Raw genomic sequence first — 26,085 nt, forward strand, 5'->3', positions numbered from 1 at the left:
AACACGCGTCACCACCCCGCTACCAGAGGCTTGCCCGCTGACAGGCTTTTCAGACGCCCTCTAGGGTCGGACGGGTGAGACACAGCACCGCCCCGGAGGGCACGGCCCCGCCCGCCCCGCCCGACCTGAACCTCCTGCGCACCTTCCTGGCCGTGTACCGCTCCGGGTCCTTCACGGCCGCCGCGCAGCTGCTGGGCCTGTCGCAGCCGACCGTCACCACCCAGATCCGCGCGCTGGAACGGCAGACGCGCCGCGAACTGTTCGAGCGGCTGCCGCGCGGCGCGGCGCCGACCGCGGTCGCCGACGAGCTCGCCGCCCGGATCGCCGGCCCGCTCGACGCCCTGGCCGCCGCCACCGGGCAGGACGCGCCCGCGCGGGCGCGGCCCGAGCCCGTCCACCTGGCCGGCCCCGCCGAGCTGCTGTCCACCCGGGCCCTGCCCGCGCTGGCGCCCCTGGTCACCGGCGGCGTGCGGCTGCGCGTCACCACGGGGCTGACCGACCCGCTCCTCGACGAACTGCGCGCCGGCCGCCACGACCTGGTGATCGCCACCAGCCGCCCGCGCGGCCGCACCCTGACCGCCACGCCGCTGACCGACGAGGAGTTCGTCCTGGTGGCGGCCCCCGTCTGGGCCGAGCGCCTGCGGCCCCGCCTGGCGGCCGAGGGCCCCGGAGCCCTACAGGACGTGCCGCTGATCAGCTACGCCGAGGACCTGCCCATCGTCCGCCGCTACTGGCGGCACGTCTACGGCAGGCGGCTGACCGCCCGCGCCGCCGTGTCCGTCCCGGACCTGCGGGCCGTCCTGGCGCTCGTCACGGCCGGCGCCGGGTTCAGCGTGCTGCCCCGCTACCTGTGCGCCGCCCGGCTGGCCTCCGGCGACCTGCGGCTCCTCGACGAACCCGCGGACGCGCCGATCAACACCGGCTTCCTGGTGCAGCGGCCGGGCACCTCCGACAACCCGCACGTCGCCCTCGTCCGCGACCACCTCCTGGCGGCGGGCCGCACCTGGTGAGCCGGGCGCCATGCCGGGTACCCGGTGCGCGCGGCCGACAGGACGCGAGACAACGCGAGGAGGACCCGCCATGACCCAGCACGTGCGCGACATCATGACCAGCGACCTGGTGACCGTGGAGCCGCAGACCTCCGTCGCCCAGGTCGCCCGCATCATGCGCGACCAGGACCTCGGAGCCGTACTCGTGACGGACGGCGACGACCTGCGGGGCCTGGTCACCGACCGTGACCTGGTGGTCCGGTCGCTGTGCGAGGGCGGCGACCCGGAGCAGACCACCGTGGCCGGCGCGTGCAGCGACGACCTGGTGACCGTCACCCCCGACGAGGACCTGGACCAGGCGGTGCGGCTCATGCGCGAGCACTCGGTGCGCCGCATCCCGGTCGTCGACGAGGAGCACCACGCCGTGGGCATCGTCTCCCTGGGCGACCTGGCCATGGAGCGCGACCCGGACTCGGCCCTGGGCGACATCAGCGTGGCCCGGCCCAACACCTGACCGGCACCCGCCCGTCACCCGCGGTCCCGCCCGCGCCCCGCACGGGGGCCGCGGGCGGGACCGCCGCGCGTCACGGTGCCGAACCGCGCGTCGGGGAAGGGGAGTTGCTCCGCGCCTGCGGGCCGGGCCCGGGCCCCGGGTTTGCCCGCCCCGCCCCCGGGGACCCGAAGGCCGCCGGACGCAGAAGGAAGATGATGAGCCGTGACCCCCTCCACCACTGACCGACCCGCCGCCCTCGGACCCGAGACGGGCTGGGCGCAGGCCCGCAGGCCGCGCGGCGAGACCGCCCCGCGCACCTGCCTCCCGGCGATCGAGGACGACCGCGCCGCCGGCGCGTCCCGCGAGGGCCCGTGGGACAACATCGTCCGCGGCGAGGACTGAGGGCGGCGCGGCCGAGAAACCGCCGTAATCAACAAGTAAACAAAGGATGTTCCGTTCCGGCGGATCACGGCTAAGGTGAGACGGATGAAGGCTCTCGTGCTCGCCGGCGGCGCCGGAACACGGCTCAGGCCGATCACCCACACCTCGGCCAAACAACTCGTGCCCGTGGCCAACAAGGCCGTGCTCTTCTACGGGCTGGAGTCCCTCGCCGACGCCGGCATCACCGAAGTCGGCATGATCGTCGGGGACACCGCGGCCGAGATCGAGGAGGCGGTCGGCGACGGCTCCGCGTTCGGCCTGAAGGTCACCTACATCCCGCAGGAGAAGCCCCTCGGGCTGGCCCACGCGGTCCTGATCGCCCGGGACTACCTCGCCGACGACGACTTCGTGATGTACCTGGGCGACAACTTCATCGTCGGCGGCATCACCGACCTCGTCGAGGAGTTCCGCCGGACCCGGCCCGACGCCCAGATCCTGCTCACGCGCGTCGCCGACCCGCGCGCCTTCGGCGTCGCCGAACTCGACCCGTCCGGCCAGGTGATCGGCCTGGAGGAGAAGCCCGACCGGCCCAAGAGCGACCTCGCGCTGGTCGGCGTCTACCTGTTCACCCCCGCCATCCACGCCGCGGTGCGCGCCATCGAGCCGTCCTGGCGCGGCGAACTGGAGATCACCCACGCCATCCAGCACCTGATCGACTCCCGCGCCACCGTGCGCAGCACGGTCATCGAGGGCTACTGGAAGGACACCGGGAACGTCGGCGACATGCTCGAGGTCAACCGCATGGTCCTCGAAGGCGTGGAGCGCCGCATCGACGGACAGGTGGACGCCGACTCCGAGACCGTCGGCCGGGTCGTCGTCGAGCCGGGCGCCCGGATCGTCAACTCACGCATCGTCGGGCCCGCCGTCATCGGCTCCGGAACCGTCGTCGACAACTCCTACGTCGGCCCCTTCACGTCCATCGCGGAGAACTGCCGGATCACCGACAGCGAGCTGGAGTTCTCCATCGTGCTGCGGGACTCCTCGATCCACGGCGTCGGCCGGATCGAGTCCTCGCTGATCGGCCGGCACGTCGAGGTGACACCGGCCCCCAGCGTCCCCAGCGCCCACCGCCTCGTCCTCGGAGACCACAGCAAGGTGCAGATCCACTCATGAACCTCCTCGTCACCGGCGCCGCCGGGTTCATCGGCTCCCGCTACGTCCGCATGCTCCTCGACTCCGACGCGCCCGACGCGCCGCGCGTCACCGTGCTGGACAAGCTGACCTACGCGGGCACCCTGGACAACCTCCAACTCGACCATCCCCGGCTGGAGTTCGTCCAGGGCGACATCCGCGACGCCGAACTCGTCGGCAAACTCGTCGCCGAGGCCGACCAGGTGGTGCACTTCGCCGCCGAGTCCCACGTGGACCGCTCCATCCTCACCGCGTCCGACTTCGTCCTCACCAACGTGGTGGGCACCCAGACCCTGCTGGACGCGGCCCTGCGGCACGGCCTGGACACCTTCGTGCACGTCTCCACCGACGAGGTGTACGGCTCGGTCGCGACCGGCTCGGCCACCGAGGAGTGGCCGCTGCTGCCCAGCTCCCCGTACTCCGCCTCCAAGGCCTCCTCCGACCTGCTCGCCCTGGCCTACCACCGCACCCACGGCCTGGACGTCCGCGTCACCCGCTGCTCCAACAACTACGGGCCCCACCAGTTCCCCGAGAAGGTCATCCCGCTGTTCGTCACCAACCTCCTCGACGGCCGCAAGGTGCCGCTGTACGGAGACGGCCGCAACGTCCGCGACTGGCTGTACGTCGACGACCACTGCCGGGGCGTCGACCTCGTGCGCACCCAGGGCCGCCCCGGCGAGATCTACAACATCGGCGGCGGCACCGAACTGACCAACAAGGAGCTCACCGGCCTGCTGCTCCAGGCCTGCGGCGCCGACTGGGACCAGGTCGAGTACGTGGCGGACCGCAAGGGCCACGACCTGCGCTACTCCGTCGACTGGAGCAAGGCCCGCGACGAGCTCGGCTACCGCCCCCGCCACGGCTTCGAGGACGGCCTCGCCGCGACCGTCGCCTGGTACCGCGAGCACCGCGCCTGGTGGGAGCCGCTCAAGCGGCGCGTCGCCGAGGAGCGCGCATGAGGTGGCTGGTCACCGGCGCGGGCGGCATGCTCGGCCGGGACGTCGTCGCCGAACTCACCCGGCGCGGCGAGCACGTCACCGGCCTGGACCGCGCCGCCCTCGACATCACCCGGCCCGACGCCGTCGACCGGGCGCTGACGGACCACCGCCCCGGCCTCGTGGTCAACTGCGCCGCGTACACGGCCGTCGACGCCGCCGAGACCGACGAGGCACGCGCCCTGCGCGTCAACGGCGACGGACCGCGCGTCCTCGCCCGCGCCTGCGCCGCACACGGCGCCCGCCTGGTCCACCTCTCCACCGACTACGTCTTCTCCGGCGACGCCCGCACCACCCCCTACCCCGAGGACCATCCCCCCGCCCCGCGCACCGCCTACGGCCGCACCAAACTCGCCGGCGAACGGGCGGTCCGCGAGGAACTGCCCACGGCGAGCGTGATCCTGCGCACCGCCTGGCTCTACGGGGAGCACGGCACCAGCTTCGTGCGCACGATGATCGACCTGGAGGCCCGCCGCCCCACCGTCGACGTCGTCGACGACCAGCGGGGCCAGCCCACCTGGAGCGCGGACGTGGCCGAGCGCATAGCCGACCTCGGCCCCCGCGTCGGAGACGGCGTGCACGGCGTCCTGCACGCCACCAGTTCCGGCGAGGCCACCTGGTACGAGCTGGCCAGGGAGGTGTTCCGCCTGGCGGGCGCCGACCCCGAGCGGGTGCGGCCCACCACCGGCGCGGCCTTCCCGCGGCCCGCCCCGCGCCCCGCCTACAGCGCCCTCGCGCACGACGGGTGGCAGGACACCGGCCTGCCCCCGCTGCGCGACTGGCGCGCCGCCCTGCACGAAGCACTGCCCCGGATCCGCAAGGAGAGTCCCCTTCGTGAAACGCCATGAGTTCCTGCGGGAGCTGCACAAGGTCAGCGCCAACCGCAACTACCTGGAGATCGGCGTCAACGACGGCCGCAGCCTGCGGCTGTCCCGCGTCCCCAGCATCGCGGTCGACCCCGCCTTCAAGGTGGTCACGGAGCTGAAGTGCGACGTCCACCTGGTGAAGGCCACCAGCGACGACTTCTTCGCCCGCGACAACCCGCTGCAGCACCTCAAGGGCGGCCGGCACCCGCTGCGCAACCTGCGCCGCGGCCGCAGCCCGTTCGGCTACTGGCGCCGCACCACCCTGGACCTGTCGTTCATCGACGGCATGCACCTGTTCGAGTACGCGCTGCGCGACTTCATGAACGTCGAGAAGCACTCCGACTGGTCCAGCGTGATCGTCCTCGACGACATGCTGCCGCGCAGCATCGACGAGGCCGCCCGCGACCGGCACACCGACGCCTGGACCGGCGACGTCTACAAGATCACCGAGATCCTGGCGCGGTACCGCCCCGACCTGGTCACCGTCCAGGTCGACACCCGGCCCACCGGCCAGCTCGTCGTCTTCGGCGCCGACCCGAAGAACACCGTGCTGCACGACAAGTACGACGAGATCATCGCCGAGTACGAGGTGCCCGACCCGCAGAAGGTGCCCGAGGCGATCCTGGAACGGGCCGGGGCGGTGCCGCCCGAGGCGCTGCTGGAGGCCGGGTTCTGGCGGGCGCTGGTCCAGGCCCGCAACCGCGGCCTGCCCCGCTCCGTGGGCTGGGAGCCGCTGCGCCGCGCCCTGCAGCAGGTCGGCGTCAGCCGCTGACACCGCGCCGCGGCAGGGCGCCACCGCCCTGCCGCGGACCGCCGGCGTCAGTCCGCGCCGGCCCGGCCGCGCAGCTCCGCGTAGTGGGCGCGGCACGCCTCGTACGACGGCAGCAGGCCCGCCCGTTCGGCCTCGGCCAGCGACGGCGCCTGCGCGTCCTTCGGCGACAGCACCGGCGTGACGCCCTCGGGCCACGCGATGCCGAGGGCCGGGTCCAGCGGGTGCACGCCGTGCTCACGCTCCGGCGCGTAGCCGGTGGAGCAGAGGTACACCACCGTGGCGTCGTCGGTGAGCGCCATGAACGCGTGCCCGAGCCCCTCGGCGAGGAACACCGCGTGCCGCGTCTCCTCGTCGAGCCGTACGGCCTCCCACCGCGCGTACGTCGGCGAGCCCACCCGCAGGTCGACCACCACGTCGAGGACGGCGCCGCGCACACAGGTGACGTACTTCGCCTGGCCGGGCGGCACGTCGGCGAAGTGCACCCCGCGCAGCACGCCCCGGCGCGAGACCGAGCAGTTGGCCTGCGCCAGCTCCAGGTCGTGGCCGAGGGCCTCGCGGAACTCCGCGCCCCGGTACCACTCGTGGAAGCTGCCCCGGTCGTCCGGGAAGATCTTGGGCTCCAGCACCCAGGCGCCGGCTATTCCCAGAGGCCGCATCAGGTCACCGTCCTCCCGTCGTGACGATCCGGCGCCGGACCGCGCCGAGCACGCGCCGCGCCGTGCGCGCCAGCCGCCGCAGGACACCGGGACCCGGCACCGGCACCACGCGGATGCCGCCGCCCACGCCGCGCAGCGCGAACGGCAGGGCCGTGTACCGCGGGTCGGCCGCCTCGGGGGCCAGGCTCAGCGCGGGCCGCCAGGTGCCGCGGGCCCGCGCGGACGGCAGCGCGGCCACCAGCAGCGCCCCCGTCCCCCGCGGGGCGGGGGACAGCGTCCCGGGCACGTGCACGGTCCGGTCCGCGGCGGTCAGCCGCACCCGCACCGGTGTCTCCGCGGGCACGTGCAGCGGCAGCACGGCGCTCAGCCGGTCACCGCGGACGGCGGCCGCCGCCCGGTCGGCGCGGCCCAGCCCGAGCCGCTTGCCGCCGACGCCCGCGTCCAGCGAGAGGTTGCCGTGCGGCACCGTCCAGTACGGCAGGAACGCGCGGCCGCCGACGACCCCGGCGGGCGGCGCGGGGCGGTCCGCGCGCGGGGCCGGTCCCAGCCGGCACTCCTTGGTCCAGCCGCCCAGCTTGACCCGGACCACGGCGTCCCAGACGCCGCCGGCCGGCAGGGCGGCCGGGTCGACGGCCGCGGTCGCCCGCAGCACCAGCCGGACCCGCTCGCCGTCGTCCCCGACGGGCACCGTCTCCCGGGTGAACTCCACCGGCTGGAAGTACTGGGCGGCGTCGGAGCGGCGGCGCAGCAGGAGGTCGGCCGTGGCCTGGCCGAAGCGGGCGGCGGTCTCCGCGCCCACCCACGCCACGGCCTCGGCGACGTCCCTGGGCGCCTCCCGGAGCGGCGTGCCGGCGGCACCGGCGGGGAACGTCATCGGCTCGCCGGCCGAGGCGTACTCCGCGGTGAACGCGATCCGCAGCGTGCCGTCGTCCTGCCACTCCACCGCGCCGGGGACCGCCCGGGGCGCCACGCCGGCCTCCCACTCGGCGAACGCCACGACCGCGTCGTACCGGTCGGCGGCCGCCAGCGCGGCGACGACCTGCTGGGTCGGCTGGAGCCCGGCGGCGACACCGGGCCCGAACCGTTCCACGACGACCTTGTGGATCTCCGTGAACAGCTCCCTGCGGTAGTCGTCCGGCAGCGCGAGGAGGCGCCGGCCGCGCAGCCGCTCGACCATCTCGACGCGCAGCCAGCGACGGAAGAGCCGGTCGCGCACCGGTCCCGGCTCGGTGTACCGCTCGACCACGTCGAGGGCCTCGCGCAGGTTGCCGAAGTACCCCGCAGGGTCGAAGCGCTGGAATCCCGCGTTGGACGCGTCGTCGCGGCGGACGTGGTAGTAGCAGACGTAGTCGCTGAGCACGGAGACGTTGTCCGCGCGCAGGAACGCCTCGGTGACGAAGACGTGGTCCTCCAGGCGCCGCCGGCCCTCCGGGAACCGCAGGCCGATGCGGTCGAGGAACGCCCGGCGGAACATCTTGTGCGGGGTGAGGCTGTCGATGAGCGGCGCGTTCTCGACGGTGGCGCGCGGGTGGTTGCGGCGGAACAGCTCCACCGGCACCCCGCGGTTCTTGCCGGCCATCTTGCCGACGACGACGTCCGCGCCGTGGGCCACGGCGTAGTCGTACATCCGCTCCAGGGCCTCGTCGCCGAGGTAGTCGTCGTTGTCGACGAACATCACGAACTCGCCCCGGGAGGCCTCGATGCCGACGTTGCGGGGCTTGCCCGACCAGCCGGAGTTCTCCTGGTGGATGACGCGGACCCGGGGGTCCTCGGCGGCGAGGGCGTCGAGCCGGGCCGGGGTCGCGTCGGTGGAGCCGTCGTCGACGTAGATCACTTCGTACTCGTCGGGCGGCAGGGACTGTCTGCGCAGCGAGGCGATGCAGTCCTCGATGTAGCTGCCCGGGTTGTAGACCGGGACGATGACGCTGACCTTGACCGGCATCGGAATTCCGGGGCCCTTCGGGTGGTTTGCCGTTGACGTGCTGGTTGGGGGCGCGTTGCCTGATGCTAACCCCGCGCGGGCCGTCGTCTCGCCCCGCCCCCGGCGCCGAGACCGTGCCGTGATCATCGCAGCGCGGCCCATCAGGCGTGCGCGCGGGGTCAGTTGGCGACGTCGACGCCGTACTGCCGGGCGAGGGCGTCCAGACCGTGGTCGTACCCCTGGCCGACCGTGCGCAGCCGCCACAGCGGGCCGCGCCGGTACAACTCGGCGAGGAGCAGGGTGCGTTCGGTCGTCGCGGCGTCCAGCGTGGCCTGCACCAGGGGTGCGGCGCTCGTGCCCGGGCCGCAGCGGAGGTGCATCGCGCCGACGTCGCCGAAGGTGGCCGCCCCGTCGACGGCGGCCGCGACGACCACCTTGCGGGCCGAGGGCGGCAGCGCCGCCAGGTCGGCGCCGACGGTCTGCTCGGTGGGCCCGTCGCTGTGCAGCCGCACCGTGCCGCCCGGGTTCTCCGGGGCGCCGTAGAACACGAAGTCCTCGTCGCACGCGACCTGTTCGTCCTCGTCGACCACGAAGGCGACCACGTCGATCTCGCACGCCGTCTGCGGGGCCCAGGACGCGGTGACGGTCCACGGCGGTGCCGCCCCCGGGCCGCCCGCGCCCGGCAGGTCGAGGACCCCGCCCCGCGGCAGGACGAGCGGTGCCGACCGCCGCGCCTCGTGCCGCGGCAGCGGGGCGACGACCGGGGCGTCCAGCCAGACGGCCGGGTGCGTGGGCACCTCCAGCGCGGTGATCCGCCGCATGCGGCGGTCGCTCCCGCCGCCGTCCAGCAGGACGACGTCGGTGACGCTCGCGGAGAGGTTGATCGCCGCGGCGCCGCCGAGTTCGACGACCCGGGCACGGGCGGCCGCGGCCTCGGGGTGCGTCCCGCCGAGGACCAGGACCCGGCGCCCGGCGAGGGGGCGGGCGGCTTCGCCGGGCGCGGCGCCTCCCGGCCGTGCGGCGGAAGGGGGCCGGGAGACCGGTGCGGTGCCGGGGGAGCGGGCGGGGCCCGGGACGGAGGCGCGGGCCCCGTCGGCGTCCCGGGCGGGCGGACGTCCCGCGTCGACGCCCACGAGGGACGCGCGCGCCGCGCCGCCGCCGGGAACGGACGCCCCCGCACCGGCGCGGCCGGAAGCGGGCCCCGGCGCCGTCGCGGGCCCCGGGGCCACGGGGGCCCCGGCCGCGGCGGGCGCGGCCCCGCCGGACCGCCCCCGCTCGTGCGGCTCTCCCGGCCGCACGTCCTCCAGCAGCCGCAGGAACGCGGCCTCGTCGAGCACCGGCACCCCCTCGTCCCGGGCGCGGCGCGCCTTGCCGGAGCCGGACGCGGCGTCGTTCGCGACCAGCACACCGGTGTGCCGGCTGACGGACGACATCACGTTCAGCCCGGCCTCGGCGGCCCGGCGCTCCAGCTCGGCCCGCGGCACCCGCGTCTCCCCGGTGATCGCGACCTTCATCCCCTGGACCAGCGGCCCGCCCGGCGCCGGCCGTCCCGGATTGCGGTACGCGCACGGCGTCCTGGGCGCCCGGGGCGCGAACCGGGGGTCCTGGCGCGGCGGGCAGGGCACCAGGGGCAGCGGCAGGTCGAGCCGGGCGGCCTCCCGCAGCGAGGCGCGCAGCACGCCGGCCAGCACCCGCGCGTCGTCCAGGGCGTCGTGCGCCCTGACCTGGCGGACGCCGTAGTGCGCGGCGAGCGTGCCGAGCCGCAGGTCGTCGGTCGGGGGATCCACCCGCCGGTTCAGGGCGAGGGTGCACAGCCGCCGGGACACCGGCAGCGGCATGCCGGCGCGGGCGAACTCGTGGGCGAGGAAGTCGTAGTCGAACTGGGCATTGTGCGCGACGAACACGCGGTCCCGCAGCAGCGCGCCGATCCGCCCGGCGACCTGGTCGAAGCACGGCGCGCCCCGCAGCCGCTGCGCCGTCAGCCCGTGCACGTGCACCGGCCCGGGGTCGCAGCCGGGGTCGAGCAGGGTCGAGAACTCGCCGGTCTGCTCCCCGTCGGGCCCCAGCGTCACCACGGCCACGGACAGCACCCGGTCGCGGCGCGCGACCAGCCCGGAGGTCTCCACGTCCACGACCGCCCAGTCGTGGGCGTGGTCGCGCGGGCCGGACACGTCGAGGGCGGGGGAGGCGAGAGACATGGAGGAAGGATCGTGTGATCTTCACCCGTCCTTCAACTCGGATGCCGATTCATCCGCATAAGTCCGCGCCGGTCGTCACCCTCTAGGCTGGTTCCCGTGCGTCTGCTGCTGATGTCCGACACCCACCTCCCAAAGCGCGCCAAGGAACTGCCCGCGCCCCTGCTGGACGAGCTCCCCCGGGCGGACGTCGTCGTCCACGCCGGGGACTGGGTCGACACGGCCACGCTCGACCTGCTGGAGGACCGCTGCCGCCGGCTCGTCGCGGTGTACGGCAACAACGACGGACCCGGGCTGCGCGCCCGGCTGCCCGAGGTGGCGTACGCGGAGCTCGGCGGTCTGCGGTTCGGCGTCGTCCACGAGACGGGTCCCGCCCAGGGGCGCGAGGCCCGCTGCGCCGCCCGCTTCCCGGACCTGGACGTCCTGGTGTTCGGCCACAGCCACATCCCGTGGGACACCGTCGCCCCCGGCGGCCTGCGCCTGCTCAACCCGGGCTCGCCGACCGACCGCCGCCGCCAGCCCCATTGCACGTACATGACGGCCACGGCCGCCGGCGGCCGGCTGACGGACGTCGAGCTGCACCGGCTGCCGAGGCGCTAAGGGCTGCCCGGGCGGCCGCCCGCGCGCACAGGGCCGGGCCGCTCCCTCTCCACGGGAGCGGCCCGGTCATTGTGAGAGTGCGCTTTCACGGACCTCCTTCCCGATGTCCGGAGGTGCGAAGGACATGCATGCCTCGTCTGTCGAAGCGCCGCCTACCCACCCCCTGCCCGGGTCACACACATACGTACGGATTTAATCCATTTTTCTCCGGTGTGGGGAGCGCACGGCTCCTCCGCGGCGACCGGCACGGCCACGGCCGGCGCCGCCGGAACACGCGGACCGGCACCCTCGCGCCGGAGCGGCGGCGCGGCATCACCGTCGGTTCCGCCGTCGTCCCGTTCCCCTCGGTGACGTGACGGTCGGCCTCGTCGGCCTCCCGGTCACCCCGACCGCGTCGCCGCGGTGGAACGGGCGCTCGGCCTGCTCGACGGCGCCGCCCTCGTGGTCTTCACCGTCGAGGGCGGCCGGGCGCGGCCCCGCGTGCTGACGCGGACCCCGCGCCGGCCGGGCGCCCCGGCCCTGCCCTTCGTCGACAGGACCGGCCGGCGCGGGGCGCGGTACGCGGGGGTGCCGCGCTCGATCGCGCGCCGCCACACCCTGCCGCCCGTGCCGAGGAGCACGGTCACTGCTCCCGGCACCCGCACCATCCCGGCGCTTGCACCGCTCCCGGCACCGGCGCCGCTTCTGGCACCTGCGCTGCTCCCGGCACTCGGGCAGCTCTTGGCATCTGCGCCGCTTCCGGCACCCGCGCCGCCCCGGTCCCGCCGTCCTCGCCGACCACGGCGACGGCCTGCCCGCCGCGTGCGCCGAGGCCACCGTCACGGACACCCGTCTGCGCGCCGTGCCCGTCTGCGCGCTGCGCCCGTCTGCGCGCCGCACCCGCTTGCGCGCCGCGCCCGTCGCGCGGACGCGGCGGTGCCTGGTCCGTCCGGTGTGTGCCGCCTCCGCGATCACCGGTGCGGGCCCGCCCCGCTGCTGTCCGGTATCCGGGACCTGCCGCCTGCCGCCTGCCGCCTGCCGCCTGCCGCCTGCCGCCTGCCGCCCGCCGACGCCGACCCGGCGGACCGCACCGCCGAGCCGCGGGGACCGGCCGGCAGGAGCCGTGGGGACCGGCCGGCAGCCGTCCCCGCGCGACGCGCTCGGCGCACCGCGCGGGGCCGGCGGGCGGGTCTTCGCCCCGCCGGCCCCGGAGACGGACGTGGTGCCCGGCCCCGGCGTGTCCGGGGGAGCGCCGCGCCTCGCGCTCACCCGGCAGGACCCGCCGATCGGCCCGCGCCACGACGGGCTGCGGCGGGAGGCGTCCGTGTCGCTGTACGGCGAGGTGCGCAAGCCAGGCCCTCCGGGCCGTGCTCGCCGACGCGTACGGGACCGAGGTCGCCCTCCGCGTGACGACGCCGCTGTGGGTGGAGCGGCCGGCCGGCACGGGAGAGGCGGTCCGGTCCGGCAGGGAGAAAGACCCGAAGCCCTTCCTCGCCACCGGCGTCCCGCACGTCGCGCCGGTGGCCGGCGGGGCGGCGTCCTCGGCGGAGCCGCCGGACGCGGCCCGCGCCGGGCCGGCGGCGTGGGCCGCGCGGGAGGTCAACGGGCCGACGGACCCGACCAGTCCGCCGTGACGTGGCCCAGCCGCACGCGCTGCGGATGGTCGCCGACGGGCACGGACACCGTCTTCCTGCCGGTGGCGAAGTCGATGGCCGTGACCTGGTCGGCGCCGCTCTCGGAGACCACGCAGGACCTGCCGTCGCCGCTGACCGTCGCCCAGTAGGGCTTGGAGGTGGGGACGAGCGGACCCTGCTGGAGGGTCGCGCGGTCGACGACCGTGGTGTAGTCGTCCATCGTGCCCGCCACGCACAGCTTGCTGCCGTCCGGCTTCATCGACAGGCCGTGGTGGCGCGAGTCGTTGACCCAGGTCGTGCGGTCCGTGCTGGTGTCCGGGTTCTCCGGCAGCGTCTTCACCCGGGTGATCCGGTCGGCGGCGACGTCGTACTCCAGGAAGCCGTTGAAGAAGGAGACCTGGAAGTACAGCTTGGACTCGTCGGGGGAGAAGGCCGCGGGCCGGACGGCGTCGGAGTACTCCTTCAGCCCGGCCGCGTCCAGGCGCTCGCGCATGTCGATCACCTTGACCTGCCGGTACGTGGTGGCGTCGGCGACCGTGATGCGCCGGTCGCCCTTCGTCCAGTCCAGCCACGGGGCGTCCAGCGCGGTGTTCACCTCGCCGATGGACATGTTCCAGACGTACTTCCCGTCCTTGGTGAAGACGTTCTCGTGGGGCTTGTCGCCCGTGGCGAAGGAGCCGAGCTGCCGGCCGGTGACGATGTCCAGCACGTGCACGGTGTTCGCGGTCGACGCGGAGACCGCGACCCGGGTGCCGTCGGGGGAGACCGCCATGTGGTCGGCGCGGTGGCCGGCCACCGGGAAGCGCCAGTTGATCCGCCCGGTGGCCAGGTCGAGGGAGACGACGTCGGCGAAGCTGGGCCGCGAGACGACCACCGACGTCCCGTCCGGCGTGGAGTACATGTCGTCGACGAACTGGTCGTGGCCCTCGCCGACGCTGTTGCGGATGGCCATGAAGTAGATCCACCGGATCGGGTCGGCGTTGATCTCCGCCATCCGCTCCGCCTTGTCGGGGACGACGTCGATGCGGCCGATCCGCGCGAAGTCGCCGGTGGAGGCGAGCACGTCGGCGGTGCCGTCCCAGTTGTTGCCCACGAACAGCACCTCGCGCAGGGCGGCGGAGGACGGGTCCGGGGCGGCGGTGGCGGCGGTCGCGGGGACGGTCGCGGTGAGGGCGAGGGCGGCGGCTACGGAGCACAGGTGTCTGGGCCGGAAGGCAGGCACGACTGCTCCCTCCTTAGCGGGTGGGGACGTCGGGGACGAGGGCCCAGACATGAATGGTCCATGACAAAGCGCGGGCCCGTGTTTCTGAACAGGCGTGCTTTCACAGTGAACTTACTGCAAAGTAAGGAGTGGCAGCCTTCTCCACAAGACTGCGGACACGACAAACTCGTCCAGCGACCGAGGAAGGGAGGGCGGGTGCCGGGCAGACTCAGGGCGCCGACCGGCCGGTACGGGGGGAAGACCGCCGAGGAACGGCAGGCGGAACGGCGCCGGCGCTTCCTGGCCGCGGCCCTCCAGCTCTTCGGGGACACCCCGGGGTACCGCTCCACGACCGTCGCGGCCCTCAGCGAGGCCGCGGGCCTGTCCACCCGCCAGTTCTACGAGGAGTTCCGCGCCCTGGAGGACGTCCTGGCCGCCCTGCACCTCCAGGTCAACGGCCTGGCCGAGGAAGCCGTGCTGCGGGCGGCCGCCGCGGCGGCCGGCCTGCCGCTGCCCGAACGGGCCGCCGCGATCTTCCACGCCTACGCCGGGAGCGTCACGGCCGACCCCCGCCGCATCCGCATCACCTTCGTCGAGATCATCGGTGTCAGCCCGCGCCTGGAGGAGCAGCGGCTCGCCCGCCGCGCCCGCTGGATCGACCTCCTGTGCGCCGAGGCCGGGGCGGCGGCGGCCCGCGGGGAGGCCGCGCCGCGCGACTACCGCCTGCCCGCGACGGGCTTCATCGGCAGCGTCAACGGCCTGCTCCACGACTGGAGCGCGGGCTGGGTGGACGCCACGCTCGACGAGGTCGTGGCGGAACTGGTCCGGCAGCTGCTGGGGATCCTGCGGCCGCCGGACTGGCACCCGGCCCGGCCCCCGGACTGACGGGCCGCGGCGGCCACCGTACGCGCCGGCGGCGCGGCGGCCGCCACCGGGCCGGCGCCGCCGGGCGGGACGGAAGGCCGGGACCGCACGGCCGGCCCGGCCCCGGCCGGTCCGAGGCCGCCGTGGCCGGCCGCCCTACTCGTCCCAGGCCTGCACCAGGGTCTGCTCGGTGATCTTGCCGTCGCGCAGCGAGAGCATCGACTCGGACAGCACCCGGACCCCGTCCCGGTACTCGCAGGACTCGCTGTACGCGGCCTGGTCGCCCTGGACGACGCACCGCTCCAGGGTGTGCGACATGTCGCGGCTGTAGACGTCCTCCAGCATCCGGGCGATCTCGTCCCGGCCGTGCAGGACCTTGGGGTGGCTGGGCTGGCTGGTGCGGTCCACGATGCGCAGCTCCGCGTCGTCCGCGTACAGGGAGAGGAGCGGCTCGGGGCTCCGGCTCTCCACAGCCCGGCGCAGCGTCTCGGTGTCGAAGGCGGAGTCCGCAGCGATTCCCATGATGACCTCCTTCGGGGCCGCGGCCCGGGCGGGAGCGGGCCGCACGGGGCCTCTCCCTCCGAGGCTCCTCCGGCCCGGGGCGCTCGGCAAGCGCAGCCCGAGCGCTGCGCCTGACGGGTGAGCGGCGCCCCGCGCCCGTGTCCGCGCGCGGCCCCCGGCGTTGTCGAAGGCATGATCTCCACACGACGCCTCGTCGCCGCCGTCGGCATCGCCGTCGGTGTCACCGGCCTCGCCGCCCCGGCGGCGGACGCGGCCGGCACGGTCCCCCGGAAACCCGGCCTGATCGACCCGGCGGCCACGCTCGACTCGCTGGCCCTGCGCGACATCCCCACGGAGCACAGGGACGAGATCCTGCGGCCCTCCACCCAGATGCAGGGGTTCAAGAGGCTCAAGGACCTCAACCAGCTGGAGCAGCTCGCCGCTCCCGTCGCCCCCGCCTTCCAGCTCCTCCCCGGCATCCGCACCTGACCGCCGCGCCCGGAGTGCGCCGGGGGCCGTCCGGGATCCCGGGCGGCCCCCGGCGCGCTGTCACGGGCCGGCCGGCCCGCCGCGGGTCAGTCGTCCGCGGCCAGGAACTGGGTCGCCGCCAGCTCGGCGTACAGCGGGTCGGCGGTGACCAGCGCGCGGTGGCTGCCGACGGCGCGCACCCGGCCCGCCTCCATCACCACGATCCGGTCGGCCGTCGTCACCGTGGACAGGCGGTGCGCGACCACCAGGACCGTGGTGGTGCGGGCCACGTCGGCGACGGTGTCGCGCAGCGCCGCCTCGTTCACCGCGTCCAGCTGCGAGGTGGCCTCGTCGAGCAGCAGCAGCCGCGGGCGGCGCAGCAGGGCGCGGGCGATGGCGACGCGCTGCCGTTCGCCGCCGGACAGCCGGGTGCCGCGGTGCCCGACCAGCGTGTCCAGGCCGTCGGGCAGCCGGGCCACCAGGCCGTCCAGGCGGGTCGTCTTCAGCACCCGCGCGAGCGTCTCCTCGTCCGCGTCCGGGTTGCCCAGCAGCAGGTTGTCCCGCAGCGAGCCGGACAGGACCGGGGCGTCCTGCTCCACGTAGCCGATCGCGGCCCGCAGGCGCGGCAGCTCCCAGTCGGCCACGTCCCGGCCGTCCAGCGTGATCACGCCGGAGTCCGGGTCGTAGAACCGCTCGATGAGCGAGAACACGGTCGTCTTGCCCGCGCCGGACGGCCCGACGAACGCCGTCATGCCCCGCGCGGGCACCTCGAAGGTCACCCCGTGGTGGACGTAGGGCAGGTCCTCGGCGTACCGGAAGCGGACGTCGCGGAAGGCGAGCGCGGCGGGCTCCCCGTCCGGCTCGGGCAACGGCGCGGGCGACGCGGCCGGTTCGGCGGGCAGCCGCAGCGCCTCCTGGATGCGGAGCAGGGCCGCGGCGCCGGTCTGGTACTGCGTGACCGCGCCCACCACCTGCTGGATCGGCGACATCAGGTAGAAGACGAACAGCAGGAACGCCACCAGCGTGCCGACGTCGATGGCGCCGGTCGCCACCCGCGCGCCGCCCACCGCGAGCACCGTGATGAAGGCGACCTGCATCGACAGTCCGGCCGTGTTGCCCGCCGCCGCTGACCACTTCGCGGCGCGCACGCTCTGCCGCCACGACTCCCGGGCCGCCTCGTGCAGGGCCCGCTCCTCCCGGTGCTCGGCGCCGGACGCCTTCACGGTGCGCAGCGCGCCGAGGGTCCGCTCCAGGGCGGCCCCCATCACCCCGACCGCGTCCTGCGCCTGCCGGCTCGCCTTGTTGATGCGCGGCACGATCATCCCGAGGACCGTCCCGGCGCCCACGATCACGGCCAGCGTCACCGCGAGCAGGACCGGCTCCACCAGCCCCATCAGCACGACGGTCGCGATCAGGGTCAGACCGCCCGTGCCGAGGCCGACCAGCGAGTCGGTGGTGACCTCGCGCAGCAGGGTCGTGTCGGAGGTGATCCGGGCCATCAGGTCGCCCGGCTCGCTGCGGTCCACGGCCGTGATCCGCAGCCGCAGCAGGTACGACGACAGCGCGCGGCGGGCGCCGAGCACCACGGACTCGGCGGTGCGCCGCAGCACGTACGAACCGAGCGCCCCCACCGCCGCGTTGGCGACGACCAGGGCCGACATCGCGACGAGCGCGCCGGTGATGGCCCGGTCGTGCGCCAGGTCGTCGATCAGGTCCCGGGCCACCAGCGGCAGCATCAGCCCGGTCGCCCCCGTCACCAGGGAGAGCAGGGCCCCCGCCAGCAGGGCCCGGCGGTGCGGCCGCACGTACCCGAGGAGGAGCCGCCAGGGGGGTGTGTCCGTCTCCGTCGCTGCGATGCTCACGTCTCTCCTCGGGGGTCCGGCGCGAGCCTCCAGGCTACGTCGGTCCGGGGGTGGCACCGGCCCGTCGGCGGGCCCTCCCTGCGGCCGTTACCCGCCGGTCGCGCGTAGGGTCGGGGGGACGGACACCGTTCGACGAAGGAGTCAGCACCATGGCCCAGGAAGTACGCGGCGTGATCGCACCGGGGAGGAACGAGCCCGTGCGCATCGAGACGATCGTGGTGCCCGACCCGGGCCCCGGCGAGGCGGTCGTGCGCGTCCAGGCCTGCGGGGTGTGCCACACCGACCTGCACTACAAGCAGGGCGGCATCGGCGACGACTTCCCCTTCCTGCTGGGTCACGAGGCCGCGGGCATCGTCGAACAGGTGGGCGACGGAGTCACCGACGTCGCTCCCGGTGACTTCGTGATCCTCAACTGGCGTGCGGTGTGCGGGAAGTGCCGCGCCTGTCTGCGCGGACGCCCGCAGTACTGCTTCGACACGCACAACGCCCGGCAGAGGATGACCCTCACCGACGGCACCGAGCTCTCCCCGGCCCTCGGCATCGGCGCCTTCGCCGAGAAGACCCTGGTCGCGGCCGGGCAGTGCACCAAGGTCGACCCGGCCGTCTCCCCGCAGGCCGCGGGACTGCTCGGCTGCGGGGTGATGGCCGGGATCGGCGCGGCGATCAACACCGGGAACGTCGGCCGGGGCGACACGGTGGCGGTCATCGGCTGCGGCGGCGTCGGCGACGCGGCCGTCGCCGGATCGCGCCTGGCCGGCGCGGCGCGGATCATCGCCGTGGACATCGACGACCGCAAGCTGGAGACCGCCCGCGCGATGGGCGCCACCCACACCGTCAACTCCCGCGCCACCGACCCGGTCGAGGCGATCCGCGAGCTGACCGGCGGCTTCGGCGCCGACGTCGTCATCGAGGCCGTCGGCCGTCCGGAGACCTACCGGCAGGCGTTCTACGCCCGCGACCTGGCCGGCACCGTCGTCCTCGTCGGCGTGCCCACCCCCGAGATGAAGCTCGAACTGCCCCTGCTGGACGTCTTCGGCCGCGGCGGCGCCCTGAAGTCGTCCTGGTACGGCGACTGCCTGCCCTCCCGCGACTTCCCGATGCTCGTCGACCTGCACCTCCAAGGCCGCCTGGACCTGGAGGCGTTCGTGACGGAGACCATCGCCCTGGACGAGGTGGAGAAGGCCTTCGAGCGCATGCACCACGGCGACGTCCTGCGCTCGGTGGTGGTGCTGTGATGACCACGCGCGTCGAACGCCTCGTCACCTCCGGGCAGTTCACCCTCGACGGCGGCACCTGGGACGTCGACAACAACGTCTGGATCGTCGGCGACGACCACGAGGCCGTCGTCATCGACGCCGCCCACGACGCCGACGCCATCGCCGAGGCCGTCGGCGACCGCCGCCTGACGGCCATCGTCTGCACCCACGCCCACAACGACCACATCGACGCCGCGCCCGCCCTCGCGGAGCGCACCGGCGCCACCATCTGGCTCCACCACGACGACCTGCCGCTGTGGAAGCAGACCCACCCCGACCGCGAGCCCGACGCCTGGCTGGTCGACGGCCAGGTGATCGAGGCCGCCGGCGCCGACCTGCGCGTGCTGCACACCCCGGGGCACGCGCCCGGCGCGGTCTGCCTGTACGACCCGGGCCTGGAGACCGTCTTCACCGGCGACACCCTCTTCCAGGGCGGGCCCGGCGCCACCGGCCGCTCCTGGTCGCACTTCCCGACGATCATCGACTCGATCCGCGACCGGCTGCTCACGCTGCCGCCCGGGACGAAGGTCCTCACCGGGCACGGCGACGCGACGACCATCGGAGCCGAGGCGCCGCACCTGCAGGAGTGGATCGACCGGGGCCACTGAGGCGACCACCGGGAAAAGGTGACAGGAGATGTCCGGTTCACCCGCCATCCTCGACGCGAAGCGCAACCGACAGGAGGCCGGACATGTCACAACCGCTCAAGGGCAAGGTCGCACTGGTCGCCGGGGCGACCCGGGGAGCCGGGCGCGGCATCGCCGTGGAACTCGGGGCGGCCGGCGCCACCGTCTACTGCACCGGGCGCAGCACCCGCGCCCGGCGCTCGGAGTACGGCCGCCCCGAGACCGTCGAGGACACCGCCGACCTCGTCACCGAGGCCGGCGGCCACGGCATCGCCCACCCCGCCGACCACCTCGACCCGGCCCAGGTCCGGGCGCTGGTCGACCGCGTCGCGGACGAGCAGGGCCGCCTCGACGTCCTCGTCAACGACATCTGGGGCGGCGAGACGCTCTTCGAGTGGGACGTCCCGATGTGGGAGCACGACCTCGACAACGGGCTGCGCCTGCTCCGCCTCGCCGTCGAGACGCACGCCGTCACCAGCCACCACGCCCTGCCGCTGCTGCTGCGCCACCCCGGCGGCCTGGTCGTCGAGGTCACCGACGGCACCGCCGACTACAACCGCGACACCTACCGCGTGAACTTCTTCTACGACCTGGCCAAGGCGTCCGTGCTGCGCATGGCCTTCGCCCTCGGCCACGAACTGGGCCCGCGCGGCGCCACCGCCGTCGCCCTGACCCCCGGCTGGCTGCGCTCGGAGATCATGCTGGAGCACTTCGGGGTGGGGGAGGAGAACTGGCGCGACGCCCTGGACCGCGTCCCGCACTTCGCCATCTCCGAGACCCCGCGCTACGTGGGCCGCGCGGTCGCCGCGCTCGCCGCCGACCCGGACGTGGCGCGCTTCAACGGCACCTCGCTCTCCAGCGGCGGCCTCGCCCGGGAGTACGGCTTCACCGACCTCGACGGCAGCCGCCCCGACGCCTGGCGCTACCTCGTCGAGGTCCAGGACGCCGGCAGGCCGGCCGACACCACCGGCTACCGCTGAGCTCACCCGCGCGGCGGGGCCGGCAGCGGCCGGCGCGCCGAGTGGCCCGGCGGCAGCGCCAGGTCGTCGCGGACGGCCGCGTAGTAGCCCTCCCGTCCCGCGCGCTGCCGCTCCAGCAGGGCCTGCCAGGCCTCGGGGTCGCGGGTGCCCTCGCGCAGGAACCGCTCCATGTCCATCACCGCGACGACCCAGGCCCGGGCCTTGTCCACCACCTCCGGACTGCCGAGCAGCAGCAGTGCCTCCCCGGACGGGTCCCGGCCGACCGCCGCCTCCGCCAGCAGCGGAGCGGCCTCCTCGGGGGTCAGCGGGTGCGGGTGCGGGTCGTTGCCGAGGTGGGCGGCGAGCCGGTACGTCACCGTGACGCTCTTCTTCAGGGCCCGCGCGTAGTCCGCGTACACCGCCAGCCTGCGCTCCTCCCAGCGGGCCGCCGTCTCCCGCCGGAACCGGACCCGGTCGCTGCGCACGAGGGCGAGGTACGAGCCGAGCGCGCCGATGACGACGCCGAGGAGCGCGGGGAGTTGCTCGAGGAAGGCAGACATGGGACGGCACGCTACTGCCCCCGCCGATCACCGCGCAGTACGGTCGGCGGCATGACGGACAGCAGGCGGTTCCAGGGGTACGGGGTGGTCGTCACCGGAGCGGCGCGCGGCATCGGCGCGGCCACCGCGCGCCGGTTCGCCGAGGAGGGGGCGCGGGTCCTGGTGACCGACGCGGACCCGGCCGGGGCCGAGCGGACCGCGGCCGCCCTGCGCGGCCGCGGCCTGGCCGCCGAGGGCCGGGCGTGCGACGTGGCGGACCGGACGTCGGTGGAGGCGGCCGTCGCGTACGCCGCGGAGGCGTTCGGCACGCTCGACGTCCTGGTCAACAACGCCGCCCACTGCTCCCCGGACACCCCCCGCTTCGAGGACGGGCCCGACGAGGCGTGGGCCGCGGACCTCGACATCACGCTGACCGGCGCGTACCGCTGCTGCCGCGCCGCGCTGCCGCACCTGGCCGCCTCCGGCCGCGGCGCGATCGTGAGCGTCGGAAGCGTCAACGGCGTGCAGGACTTCGGCAACCACGCCTACAGCGCCGCCAAGGCGGGCCTCGCCTCCCTGACCCGCACCCTGGCCGGACAGGCCGCCGCGGACGGCGTCCGGGTGAACCTCGTCGCACCGGGCACCGTGCGCACCCGCGCCTGGGAGGGCCGCGACGACGACCTGGCGGCGGTGCGGCGGCTGTACCCCCTGGGCCGGGTCGGCGAGCCGGAGGACATCGCCGCCGCCGTCGCCTTCCTCGCCTCCCGCGACGCGTCCTGGATCACCGGCACCACCCTGGTCGTGGACGGTGGCCTCACCGCGGTGCACACGGGCTTCCACCAGGCACTGGGGCACGCGGCCCGGCCGGCGGGACCCGCCTCCCCGTGAGGCCGCGCGACCCGCCGAATGTCACCGTTCGGTCGCATCGCGGTCACCCGTACAACCGAACGCCCCGGACGCCTGTCTACCTGGTCGGACACACACCGACCAGGCAGGGAAGGCCACCTCATGGGGGACACACGCGGACGCGGAGCCGTCGCACTCGGGATCACCGCACTGGTGGCACCGCTCACCCTCGCGCTCGGCGCCACTCCGGCGCAGGCCGCGAGCTGCACCACGCAGACCGGCCCGTACCAGAAGCAGGTCGAGAAGTTCCTGGGCCGCCCGGTCGACGGCAAGCAGTCCGCCGCCGACTGCAAGGCGATCCAGGCCTTCCAGAACAAGCACGGCATCACGCCGAACATCGGATACGCCGGTCCCGTCACCTGGGGCGTGATGGACCTCATGCTCAAGCAGAAGGCCGTCGGCAAGACCCCGAACAAGGACGGCAAGTGCCCGGTGAACAAGGGCCGCATCGCCTGCGTGAACCTCACGCTCCAGCTGAGCTGGATCCAGGACGGCGACAAGCTCGTCTACGGGCCGGTGCCGGTCCGCACGGGCCGTGACGGGCACGAGACCCGCACCGGCCTGAAGAAGGTCTACTGGCGCCACATCGACCACGTCTCCTCCCTCTACGACGTGCCGATGCCCTACAGCCAGTTCTTCGACGGCGGGCAGGCCTTCCACTCGGCCGGCGTCAGCATGTGGAACCCGCCGGGCTCGCACGGCTGCGTCAACATGACCACCACCGACGCCAAGAAGTACTGGTCGCTGCTGAAGAAGGGCGACGACGTCTTCGTGTACGGCCGCAAGCCGGGCACCTGAGAACCGTGCGGACGGGGCCACGGCAGCCGGCGGACGGGGTGATCACGTGATCAGCAACACGGTCCGTTATGCCCGTTTCGTTCGTGATGACTCACATCGCCTTCACTTCCGGAGCCGTATGCTTCACAGCATGTCCACCACTGTTGAACCCTCTTCCGAGCGATCGGCTGACGAGGTCAACGAGGAGATCCGGGCCCTGTGGCTCCGGTCGGGCGGGACACTGAGCAGCGAGCAGCGCGAGGAGTACCAGCGGCTCGTTCTGGAGTGGGCCGCGGCCCTTCCGCAGCCGGTGAAGGTCGCCTGACAACCTCGTAGGCCGGCCGCCCCGCCGACATGTCGTCACCGGGCACGGGCTCCCGCCCGTCGCCCCGTCATCCCCACGTCGCCGAGTAGTACCGGCGATACGCCTTGCGGTCCTGTTCCGTCCTGATCCAGCGCGTGGCCACCAGAGCGATCAGGCTGCCCGCGATGACCAGCAGTCCGGGGCCGACGGCACGGGGATCGGCCAGCCGGGCCAGCAGCGTCGCCGCGTCCGGGCCGTCGGCCGGCGTCGGCGTGCCGGGCCCGGCGGCCCCCTGGCCGGCCGGTGCCGACGAGGGCGGAGTGCTCGCGCCGGCCCCGGCCGGCGCGGACACGATCAGCTTCACGCCCAGTTCCGACAACGCCGTCGTGACCGGCTGGAAGTACGTCGTGCCGCCCGTCCGGCAGTCCCCGCTGCCGCCCGACGTCACCCCCAGCGCGACGCCCTCGGAGAACAACGGGCCGCCGCTGTCGCCGGGTTCGGCGCACACGTTCGTCTCGATGAGCCCGCCGACCGTGCCCTCGGGGTAGTTCACCGTCGCGCCCAGCGCGGTCACCTGCCCGTCGCGCAGCCCCGTGGTGCTGCCGCTGCGGAACACCCGCTGCCCGACGGCCGGATCGGCCAAGCCCGTGATCCGCACGCCCTTGCCGTCACCGACCGCCACCACGTCCGCGCCCGCGCCCGCCCGGCCGCCGTCGTACCGCACGAGCGAGTAGTCGTCGCCGGGGAAGCTCCGGCCGACGGTCGTGCCGATCTGCCCGCGGGCCCGGTCGTCGGTGAACCAGACGGAGCCGTCGGGCCCGCAGTGCCCGGCCGTCAGGATGTACTCGGTGCGCCCGTCGGTCACGTTGAAGCCCGCCGAACAGCGCCCGGCCGTCGACAGAATGGGCCGCGCCCCGTTGAGGCGGGTGGTGAAGGTGCCCTCCGTGCGCTCCATGCGGACGAAGCCGCCGATGCCGTCCGCGACCTCGGTCAGCCGCGACCAGTCCGCCGCGGAGACCGTGCGGTCGCCCCGCACCACCACCTCGTTGGACCGGTAGTCCACGGCCCACGCCGTGCCGGTCACGCGGGGTGCCGCGCGCAGGGTCCGCGTCGCCGACCTCAGGTCGCGCAGGCTGTGGCGCACCAGCTTCGGCTCGGCGCCCGCCCGCCTGACCTCGTCAGCCGCCCGCCGGTCGGTGACCGCCACGACCGTCCGCCCGTCGTCGCCGACCCAGCTGCCCGCCGTACGGGACGCCCCGAGCCGGGCCACGAGGTCGGTCCCGGTGCCGGCGGCCGCCCGGGCGGAGGAATAGGGGACCGCAGAGACCCCGGCGGGCTCGCTCGCCACGGCGCGCGTGACCAGCGTCCCTCCGAGGAGCAGTCCGCCGACGGCCGCCAGCCGTGTCACTCGCCGGACGACCCGTCGTCGTGCGTGCCTCATGCGTGGCTCCCGAACCTCAGCAGCGCGGCGGCGACGCCGCGGGGCTCCCCCTGAGCGGAGCACCGTCCTTCCATACGGGGCCGGAGCCGGGGGCGTTCAGCGCACGGGCGCCCGTCTCGGCCGGGGTGCCGCCGTCATCCGGTCGCGCACCGGACGGACGGTGCGGCCGCCGGCGCTCCGGTGCGCGGCCGCGCGCAGGACCGCGGACAGGAGGGGGCGAAGACCAGGACCGGGACCGGGACCGGCCCGTCCGGCAGCCGCGCCCGGTACCCCTCCGCCCGCGACCGGTTCGCGGCGGGCCGGCCGAGGGCCCCCACCGCCTCCGTACGGGCGCGGGCGTGCCGCACCCCCTCGACCGCGCCGCGCAACGGCCCGCCCGCGACCCCGAGGGACCGGCCGGACGCCCGCCCCCCGGCGCGTGCGCGCGATTTCCCCTCGCCCCACGGCCCCCTATCTTGTGGCCATGACCAGCATCCCGCACGAGACGTCCGGTGAACCCGGCCCCCTGCGCGCGCTGACCCTCGACCGGCTGAGGCTCCGGACGAGCCAGAAGTGGCGGGCGTATCCCGAGGACGTGCTGCCGCTGTGGGTGGCCGAGATGGACGTGCCGCTCGCGGAACCCGTGGTGCGGGCCGTCACCGACGCGCTCGCGCTCGGCGACACCGGGTACGCCGCGGGCACCGCCTACGCCGAGGCGCTGGCCGGCTTCGCGTCCGGGCGGTGGGGCTGGGACGGACTCGCCGTGGGGCGCACCGCGCTGGTGCCGGACGTCATGCTGGGCGTCGTCGAGATGCTCCGGCTGGTCACCGGGCCGGGGGACCCGGTGGTCGTCAACCCGCCGGTGTACCCGCCGTTCTTCGCCTTCGTGGCACACATGGACCGGCAGGTCGTCGAGGCACCGCTCGGTGCGGACGGCCGCATCGACCTCGACGTCCTGGAGGACGCCTTCCGGCGGGCCGTCGGGGACGGCGCCGCACTCCCGTCCGGCCGCGCGCGCAGGGCCGCCTACCTGCTGTGCAACCCGCAGAACCCGACCGGCACCGTGCACACCGCCGAGGAACTGTCCGCGGTCGCCGCGCTCGCCGAGCGCCACGGCGTGCGCGTCGTCGCCGACGAGATCCACGCGCCGCTCGTCCTGCCGGGCGCGGACTTCGTGCCGTACCTGAGCGTGCCGGGCGCCGAGCGCGGGCTGTCGCTCATGTCGGCGACCAAGGGGTGGAACCTGGCCGGGCTCAAGGCCGCGCTCGCCGTCGCCGGTCCCGGGGCCGGCGCCGACCTGGCCCGGCTGCCCGAAGAGGTCGCGGACGGCCCGAGCCACCTCGGCGTCATCGCCCACACCGCCGCCCTGCGCGACGGCACCGCCTGGCTGGACGCGCTGCTGGCCGGGCTCGACGAGAACCGGCGGCTGCTCGCGCGGCTGCTGGCCGAGCACCTGCCCGCGATCGGCTACCGCCCGGGCGAGGGCACCTATCTCGCCTGGCTCGACTGCCGCGCGCTCGGCCTCGGCGACGACCCGGCGGAGGTCTTCCTGCGCCGCGGCCGGGTGGCGCTCGTCCCCGGCCCCGACTTCGGCGGCGTGGGGGCCGGGCACGCCCGGCTGAACCTGGCGACCTCGCCCGAGGTGCTGGACGAGGCGGTGCGGCGCATGGCCCGGGCCGTGCAGGGCGGCTGATCCGCGGCACGCGCGGGCGGCGGCCGGAGGGGCCGGT

Annotated in this window: 26 protein-coding genes; 18 read left to right on the forward strand and 8 right to left on the reverse strand. The window is 74.9% G+C overall.

All coding sequences use genetic code 11. The annotated features are described in order from the left end of the window. The first annotated feature begins 74 nt into the window (after positions 1 to 74). The 7 genes from ACIF8T_RS27910 (at position 75) to ACIF8T_RS27940 (ending at position 5,687) form a co-directional block, all read left to right on the forward strand. On the forward strand, positions 75 to 1,010 hold the full coding sequence (locus tag ACIF8T_RS27910; protein ID WP_400038856.1) for a LysR family transcriptional regulator: 936 nt from the start codon (positions 75 to 77) through the stop codon (positions 1,008 to 1,010). 70 nt (positions 1,011 to 1,080) lie between these two features. Continuing rightward, positions 1,081 to 1,503: a CBS domain-containing protein gene (locus ACIF8T_RS27915; RefSeq protein WP_400038857.1), complete on the forward strand. Its 423-nt coding sequence runs from the start codon at positions 1,081 to 1,083 to the stop codon at positions 1,501 to 1,503. A 201-nt stretch (positions 1,504 to 1,704) separates the two neighbouring features. Then, complete coding sequence (locus tag ACIF8T_RS27920; RefSeq protein WP_400038858.1) at positions 1,705 to 1,884, forward strand: hypothetical protein; 180 nt, start codon at positions 1,705 to 1,707, stop codon at positions 1,882 to 1,884. A gap of 84 nt (positions 1,885 to 1,968) precedes the next feature. Further along, positions 1,969 to 3,036 (forward strand): glucose-1-phosphate thymidylyltransferase, encoded by a 1,068-nt coding sequence (locus ACIF8T_RS27925; RefSeq protein ID WP_400038859.1) that lies wholly within the window; start codon positions 1,969 to 1,971, stop codon positions 3,034 to 3,036. After that, entirely contained in the window at positions 3,033 to 4,013 is a 981-nt protein-coding gene (gene rfbB, locus ACIF8T_RS27930; RefSeq protein WP_400038860.1) for a dTDP-glucose 4,6-dehydratase, read from the forward strand. Before ACIF8T_RS27925 ends, rfbB begins: the two co-directional genes overlap by 4 nt. After that, positions 4,010 to 4,897, forward strand: a complete 888-nt coding sequence (rfbD, locus tag ACIF8T_RS27935) for a dTDP-4-dehydrorhamnose reductase (protein WP_400038861.1) — start codon at positions 4,010 to 4,012, stop codon at positions 4,895 to 4,897. The genes rfbB and rfbD overlap by 4 nt, the downstream gene beginning before the upstream one ends. Next, entirely contained in the window at positions 4,884 to 5,687 is an 804-nt protein-coding gene (locus tag ACIF8T_RS27940; RefSeq protein ID WP_400038862.1) for a class I SAM-dependent methyltransferase, read from the forward strand. Before rfbD ends, ACIF8T_RS27940 begins: the two co-directional genes overlap by 14 nt. A gap of 47 nt (positions 5,688 to 5,734) precedes the next feature. Here the strand turns inward: ACIF8T_RS27940 and rfbC are convergent, their stop codons facing one another. The 3 genes from rfbC to ACIF8T_RS27955 form a co-directional block, all read right to left on the reverse strand. Beyond that, positions 5,735 to 6,343 carry a dTDP-4-dehydrorhamnose 3,5-epimerase gene (rfbC, locus tag ACIF8T_RS27945; RefSeq protein ID WP_400038863.1) on the reverse strand — a complete coding sequence of 203 codons (609 nt, stop codon included), beginning with the start codon at positions 6,341 to 6,343 and terminating at the stop codon, positions 5,735 to 5,737. 4 nt (positions 6,344 to 6,347) lie between these two features. Beyond that, entirely contained in the window at positions 6,348 to 8,285 is a 1,938-nt protein-coding gene (locus tag ACIF8T_RS27950; RefSeq protein ID WP_400038864.1) for a glycosyltransferase family 2 protein, read from the reverse strand. A 158-nt stretch (positions 8,286 to 8,443) separates the two neighbouring features. Further along, positions 8,444 to 10,462 (reverse strand): DEDDh family exonuclease, encoded by a 2,019-nt coding sequence (locus tag ACIF8T_RS27955; protein ID WP_400038865.1) that lies wholly within the window; start codon positions 10,460 to 10,462, stop codon positions 8,444 to 8,446. 96 nt (positions 10,463 to 10,558) lie between these two features. Here ACIF8T_RS27955 and ACIF8T_RS27960 point away from each other — a divergent pair, with 96 nt between their 5' ends. Both ACIF8T_RS27960 and ACIF8T_RS27965 read left to right on the forward strand, forming a co-directional pair. After that, on the forward strand, positions 10,559 to 11,059 hold the full coding sequence (locus tag ACIF8T_RS27960; RefSeq protein ID WP_400038866.1) for a metallophosphoesterase family protein: 501 nt from the start codon (positions 10,559 to 10,561) through the stop codon (positions 11,057 to 11,059). 1,346 nt (positions 11,060 to 12,405) lie between these two features. Next, positions 12,406 to 12,672 carry a hypothetical protein gene (locus tag ACIF8T_RS27965; protein ID WP_400038867.1) on the forward strand — a complete coding sequence of 89 codons (267 nt, stop codon included), beginning with the start codon at positions 12,406 to 12,408 and terminating at the stop codon, positions 12,670 to 12,672. Here the strand turns inward: ACIF8T_RS27965 and ACIF8T_RS27970 are convergent. Further along, positions 12,638 to 13,894, reverse strand: coding sequence for a YncE family protein (locus tag ACIF8T_RS27970; protein WP_400038868.1), 1,257 nt, complete (start codon positions 13,892 to 13,894; stop codon positions 12,638 to 12,640). The two genes, ACIF8T_RS27965 and ACIF8T_RS27970, sit on opposite strands and share 35 nt — an antisense overlap. Before the next feature lie 195 nt (positions 13,895 to 14,089). On the opposite strand from ACIF8T_RS27970, the gene ACIF8T_RS27975 reads away from it, so the two are divergent. Further along, complete coding sequence (locus tag ACIF8T_RS27975; protein ID WP_400038869.1) at positions 14,090 to 14,758, forward strand: TetR/AcrR family transcriptional regulator; 669 nt, start codon at positions 14,090 to 14,092, stop codon at positions 14,756 to 14,758. A gap of 135 nt (positions 14,759 to 14,893) precedes the next feature. On the opposite strand, the gene ACIF8T_RS27980 is transcribed toward ACIF8T_RS27975, so the two are convergent. Beyond that, complete coding sequence (locus tag ACIF8T_RS27980; RefSeq protein WP_400038870.1) at positions 14,894 to 15,259, reverse strand: nuclear transport factor 2 family protein; 366 nt, start codon at positions 15,257 to 15,259, stop codon at positions 14,894 to 14,896. A gap of 171 nt (positions 15,260 to 15,430) precedes the next feature. Between ACIF8T_RS27980 and ACIF8T_RS27985 the strand changes: the two genes are divergently transcribed. Continuing rightward, the gene (locus tag ACIF8T_RS27985; protein ID WP_400038871.1) at positions 15,431 to 15,727 is read left to right on the forward strand and encodes a hypothetical protein; all 297 of its coding nucleotides are present in this window, start codon (positions 15,431 to 15,433) and stop codon (positions 15,725 to 15,727) included. 86 nt (positions 15,728 to 15,813) lie between these two features. On the opposite strand, the gene ACIF8T_RS27990 is transcribed toward ACIF8T_RS27985, so the two are convergent. Further along, positions 15,814 to 17,568 carry an ABC transporter ATP-binding protein gene (locus ACIF8T_RS27990; protein WP_400038872.1) on the reverse strand — a complete coding sequence of 585 codons (1,755 nt, stop codon included), beginning with the start codon at positions 17,566 to 17,568 and terminating at the stop codon, positions 15,814 to 15,816. 149 nt (positions 17,569 to 17,717) lie between these two features. Here ACIF8T_RS27990 and ACIF8T_RS27995 point away from each other — a divergent pair, with 149 nt between their 5' ends. The 3 genes from ACIF8T_RS27995 (at position 17,718) to ACIF8T_RS28005 (ending at position 20,430) form a co-directional block, all read left to right on the forward strand. Beyond that, a complete protein-coding gene (locus ACIF8T_RS27995) occupies positions 17,718 to 18,803 on the forward strand; it encodes an S-(hydroxymethyl)mycothiol dehydrogenase (protein WP_400038873.1) in 1,086 nt (361 codons plus the stop codon). Then, on the forward strand, positions 18,803 to 19,432 hold the full coding sequence (locus ACIF8T_RS28000) for an MBL fold metallo-hydrolase (protein ID WP_400038874.1): 630 nt from the start codon (positions 18,803 to 18,805) through the stop codon (positions 19,430 to 19,432). The genes ACIF8T_RS27995 and ACIF8T_RS28000 overlap by 1 nt, the downstream gene beginning before the upstream one ends. An 83-nt stretch (positions 19,433 to 19,515) precedes the next feature. Further along, positions 19,516 to 20,430, forward strand: a complete 915-nt coding sequence (locus ACIF8T_RS28005; protein WP_400038875.1) for an SDR family oxidoreductase — start codon at positions 19,516 to 19,518, stop codon at positions 20,428 to 20,430. 2 nt (positions 20,431 to 20,432) lie between these two features. Here ACIF8T_RS28005 and ACIF8T_RS28010 read toward each other — a convergent pair whose 3' ends face one another. After that, positions 20,433 to 20,969 (reverse strand): hypothetical protein, encoded by a 537-nt coding sequence (locus ACIF8T_RS28010; RefSeq protein ID WP_400038876.1) that lies wholly within the window; start codon positions 20,967 to 20,969, stop codon positions 20,433 to 20,435. A gap of 51 nt (positions 20,970 to 21,020) precedes the next feature. On the opposite strand from ACIF8T_RS28010, the gene ACIF8T_RS28015 reads away from it, so the two are divergent. The 3 genes from ACIF8T_RS28015 to ACIF8T_RS28025 all read left to right on the forward strand — a co-directional run bounded on the left by ACIF8T_RS28015 (position 21,021) and on the right by ACIF8T_RS28025 (position 22,956). Continuing rightward, positions 21,021 to 21,836: an SDR family NAD(P)-dependent oxidoreductase gene (locus tag ACIF8T_RS28015; protein WP_400038877.1), complete on the forward strand. Its 816-nt coding sequence runs from the start codon at positions 21,021 to 21,023 to the stop codon at positions 21,834 to 21,836. 120 nt (positions 21,837 to 21,956) lie between these two features. Beyond that, positions 21,957 to 22,652, forward strand: coding sequence for a L,D-transpeptidase family protein (locus ACIF8T_RS28020; protein ID WP_400038878.1), 696 nt, complete (start codon positions 21,957 to 21,959; stop codon positions 22,650 to 22,652). 118 nt (positions 22,653 to 22,770) lie between these two features. Next, positions 22,771 to 22,956, forward strand: a complete 186-nt coding sequence (locus ACIF8T_RS28025; RefSeq protein ID WP_400038879.1) for a hypothetical protein — start codon at positions 22,771 to 22,773, stop codon at positions 22,954 to 22,956. 67 nt (positions 22,957 to 23,023) lie between these two features. Here the strand turns inward: ACIF8T_RS28025 and ACIF8T_RS28030 are convergent, their stop codons facing one another. Continuing rightward, positions 23,024 to 24,376 (reverse strand): S1 family peptidase, encoded by a 1,353-nt coding sequence (locus tag ACIF8T_RS28030; RefSeq protein ID WP_400038880.1) that lies wholly within the window; start codon positions 24,374 to 24,376, stop codon positions 23,024 to 23,026. Between the two features lie 463 nt (positions 24,377 to 24,839). On the opposite strand from ACIF8T_RS28030, the gene ACIF8T_RS28035 reads away from it, so the two are divergent. Next, a complete protein-coding gene (locus tag ACIF8T_RS28035; protein ID WP_400038881.1) occupies positions 24,840 to 26,048 on the forward strand; it encodes a MalY/PatB family protein in 1,209 nt (402 codons plus the stop codon). Positions 26,049 to 26,085: the final 37 nt, after the last annotated feature.

Origin of the sequence: Streptomyces sp. NPDC085946 (genome assembly GCF_044540485.1) — a bacterium.
Classification (GTDB): domain Bacteria; phylum Actinomycetota; class Actinomycetes; order Streptomycetales; family Streptomycetaceae; genus Streptomyces.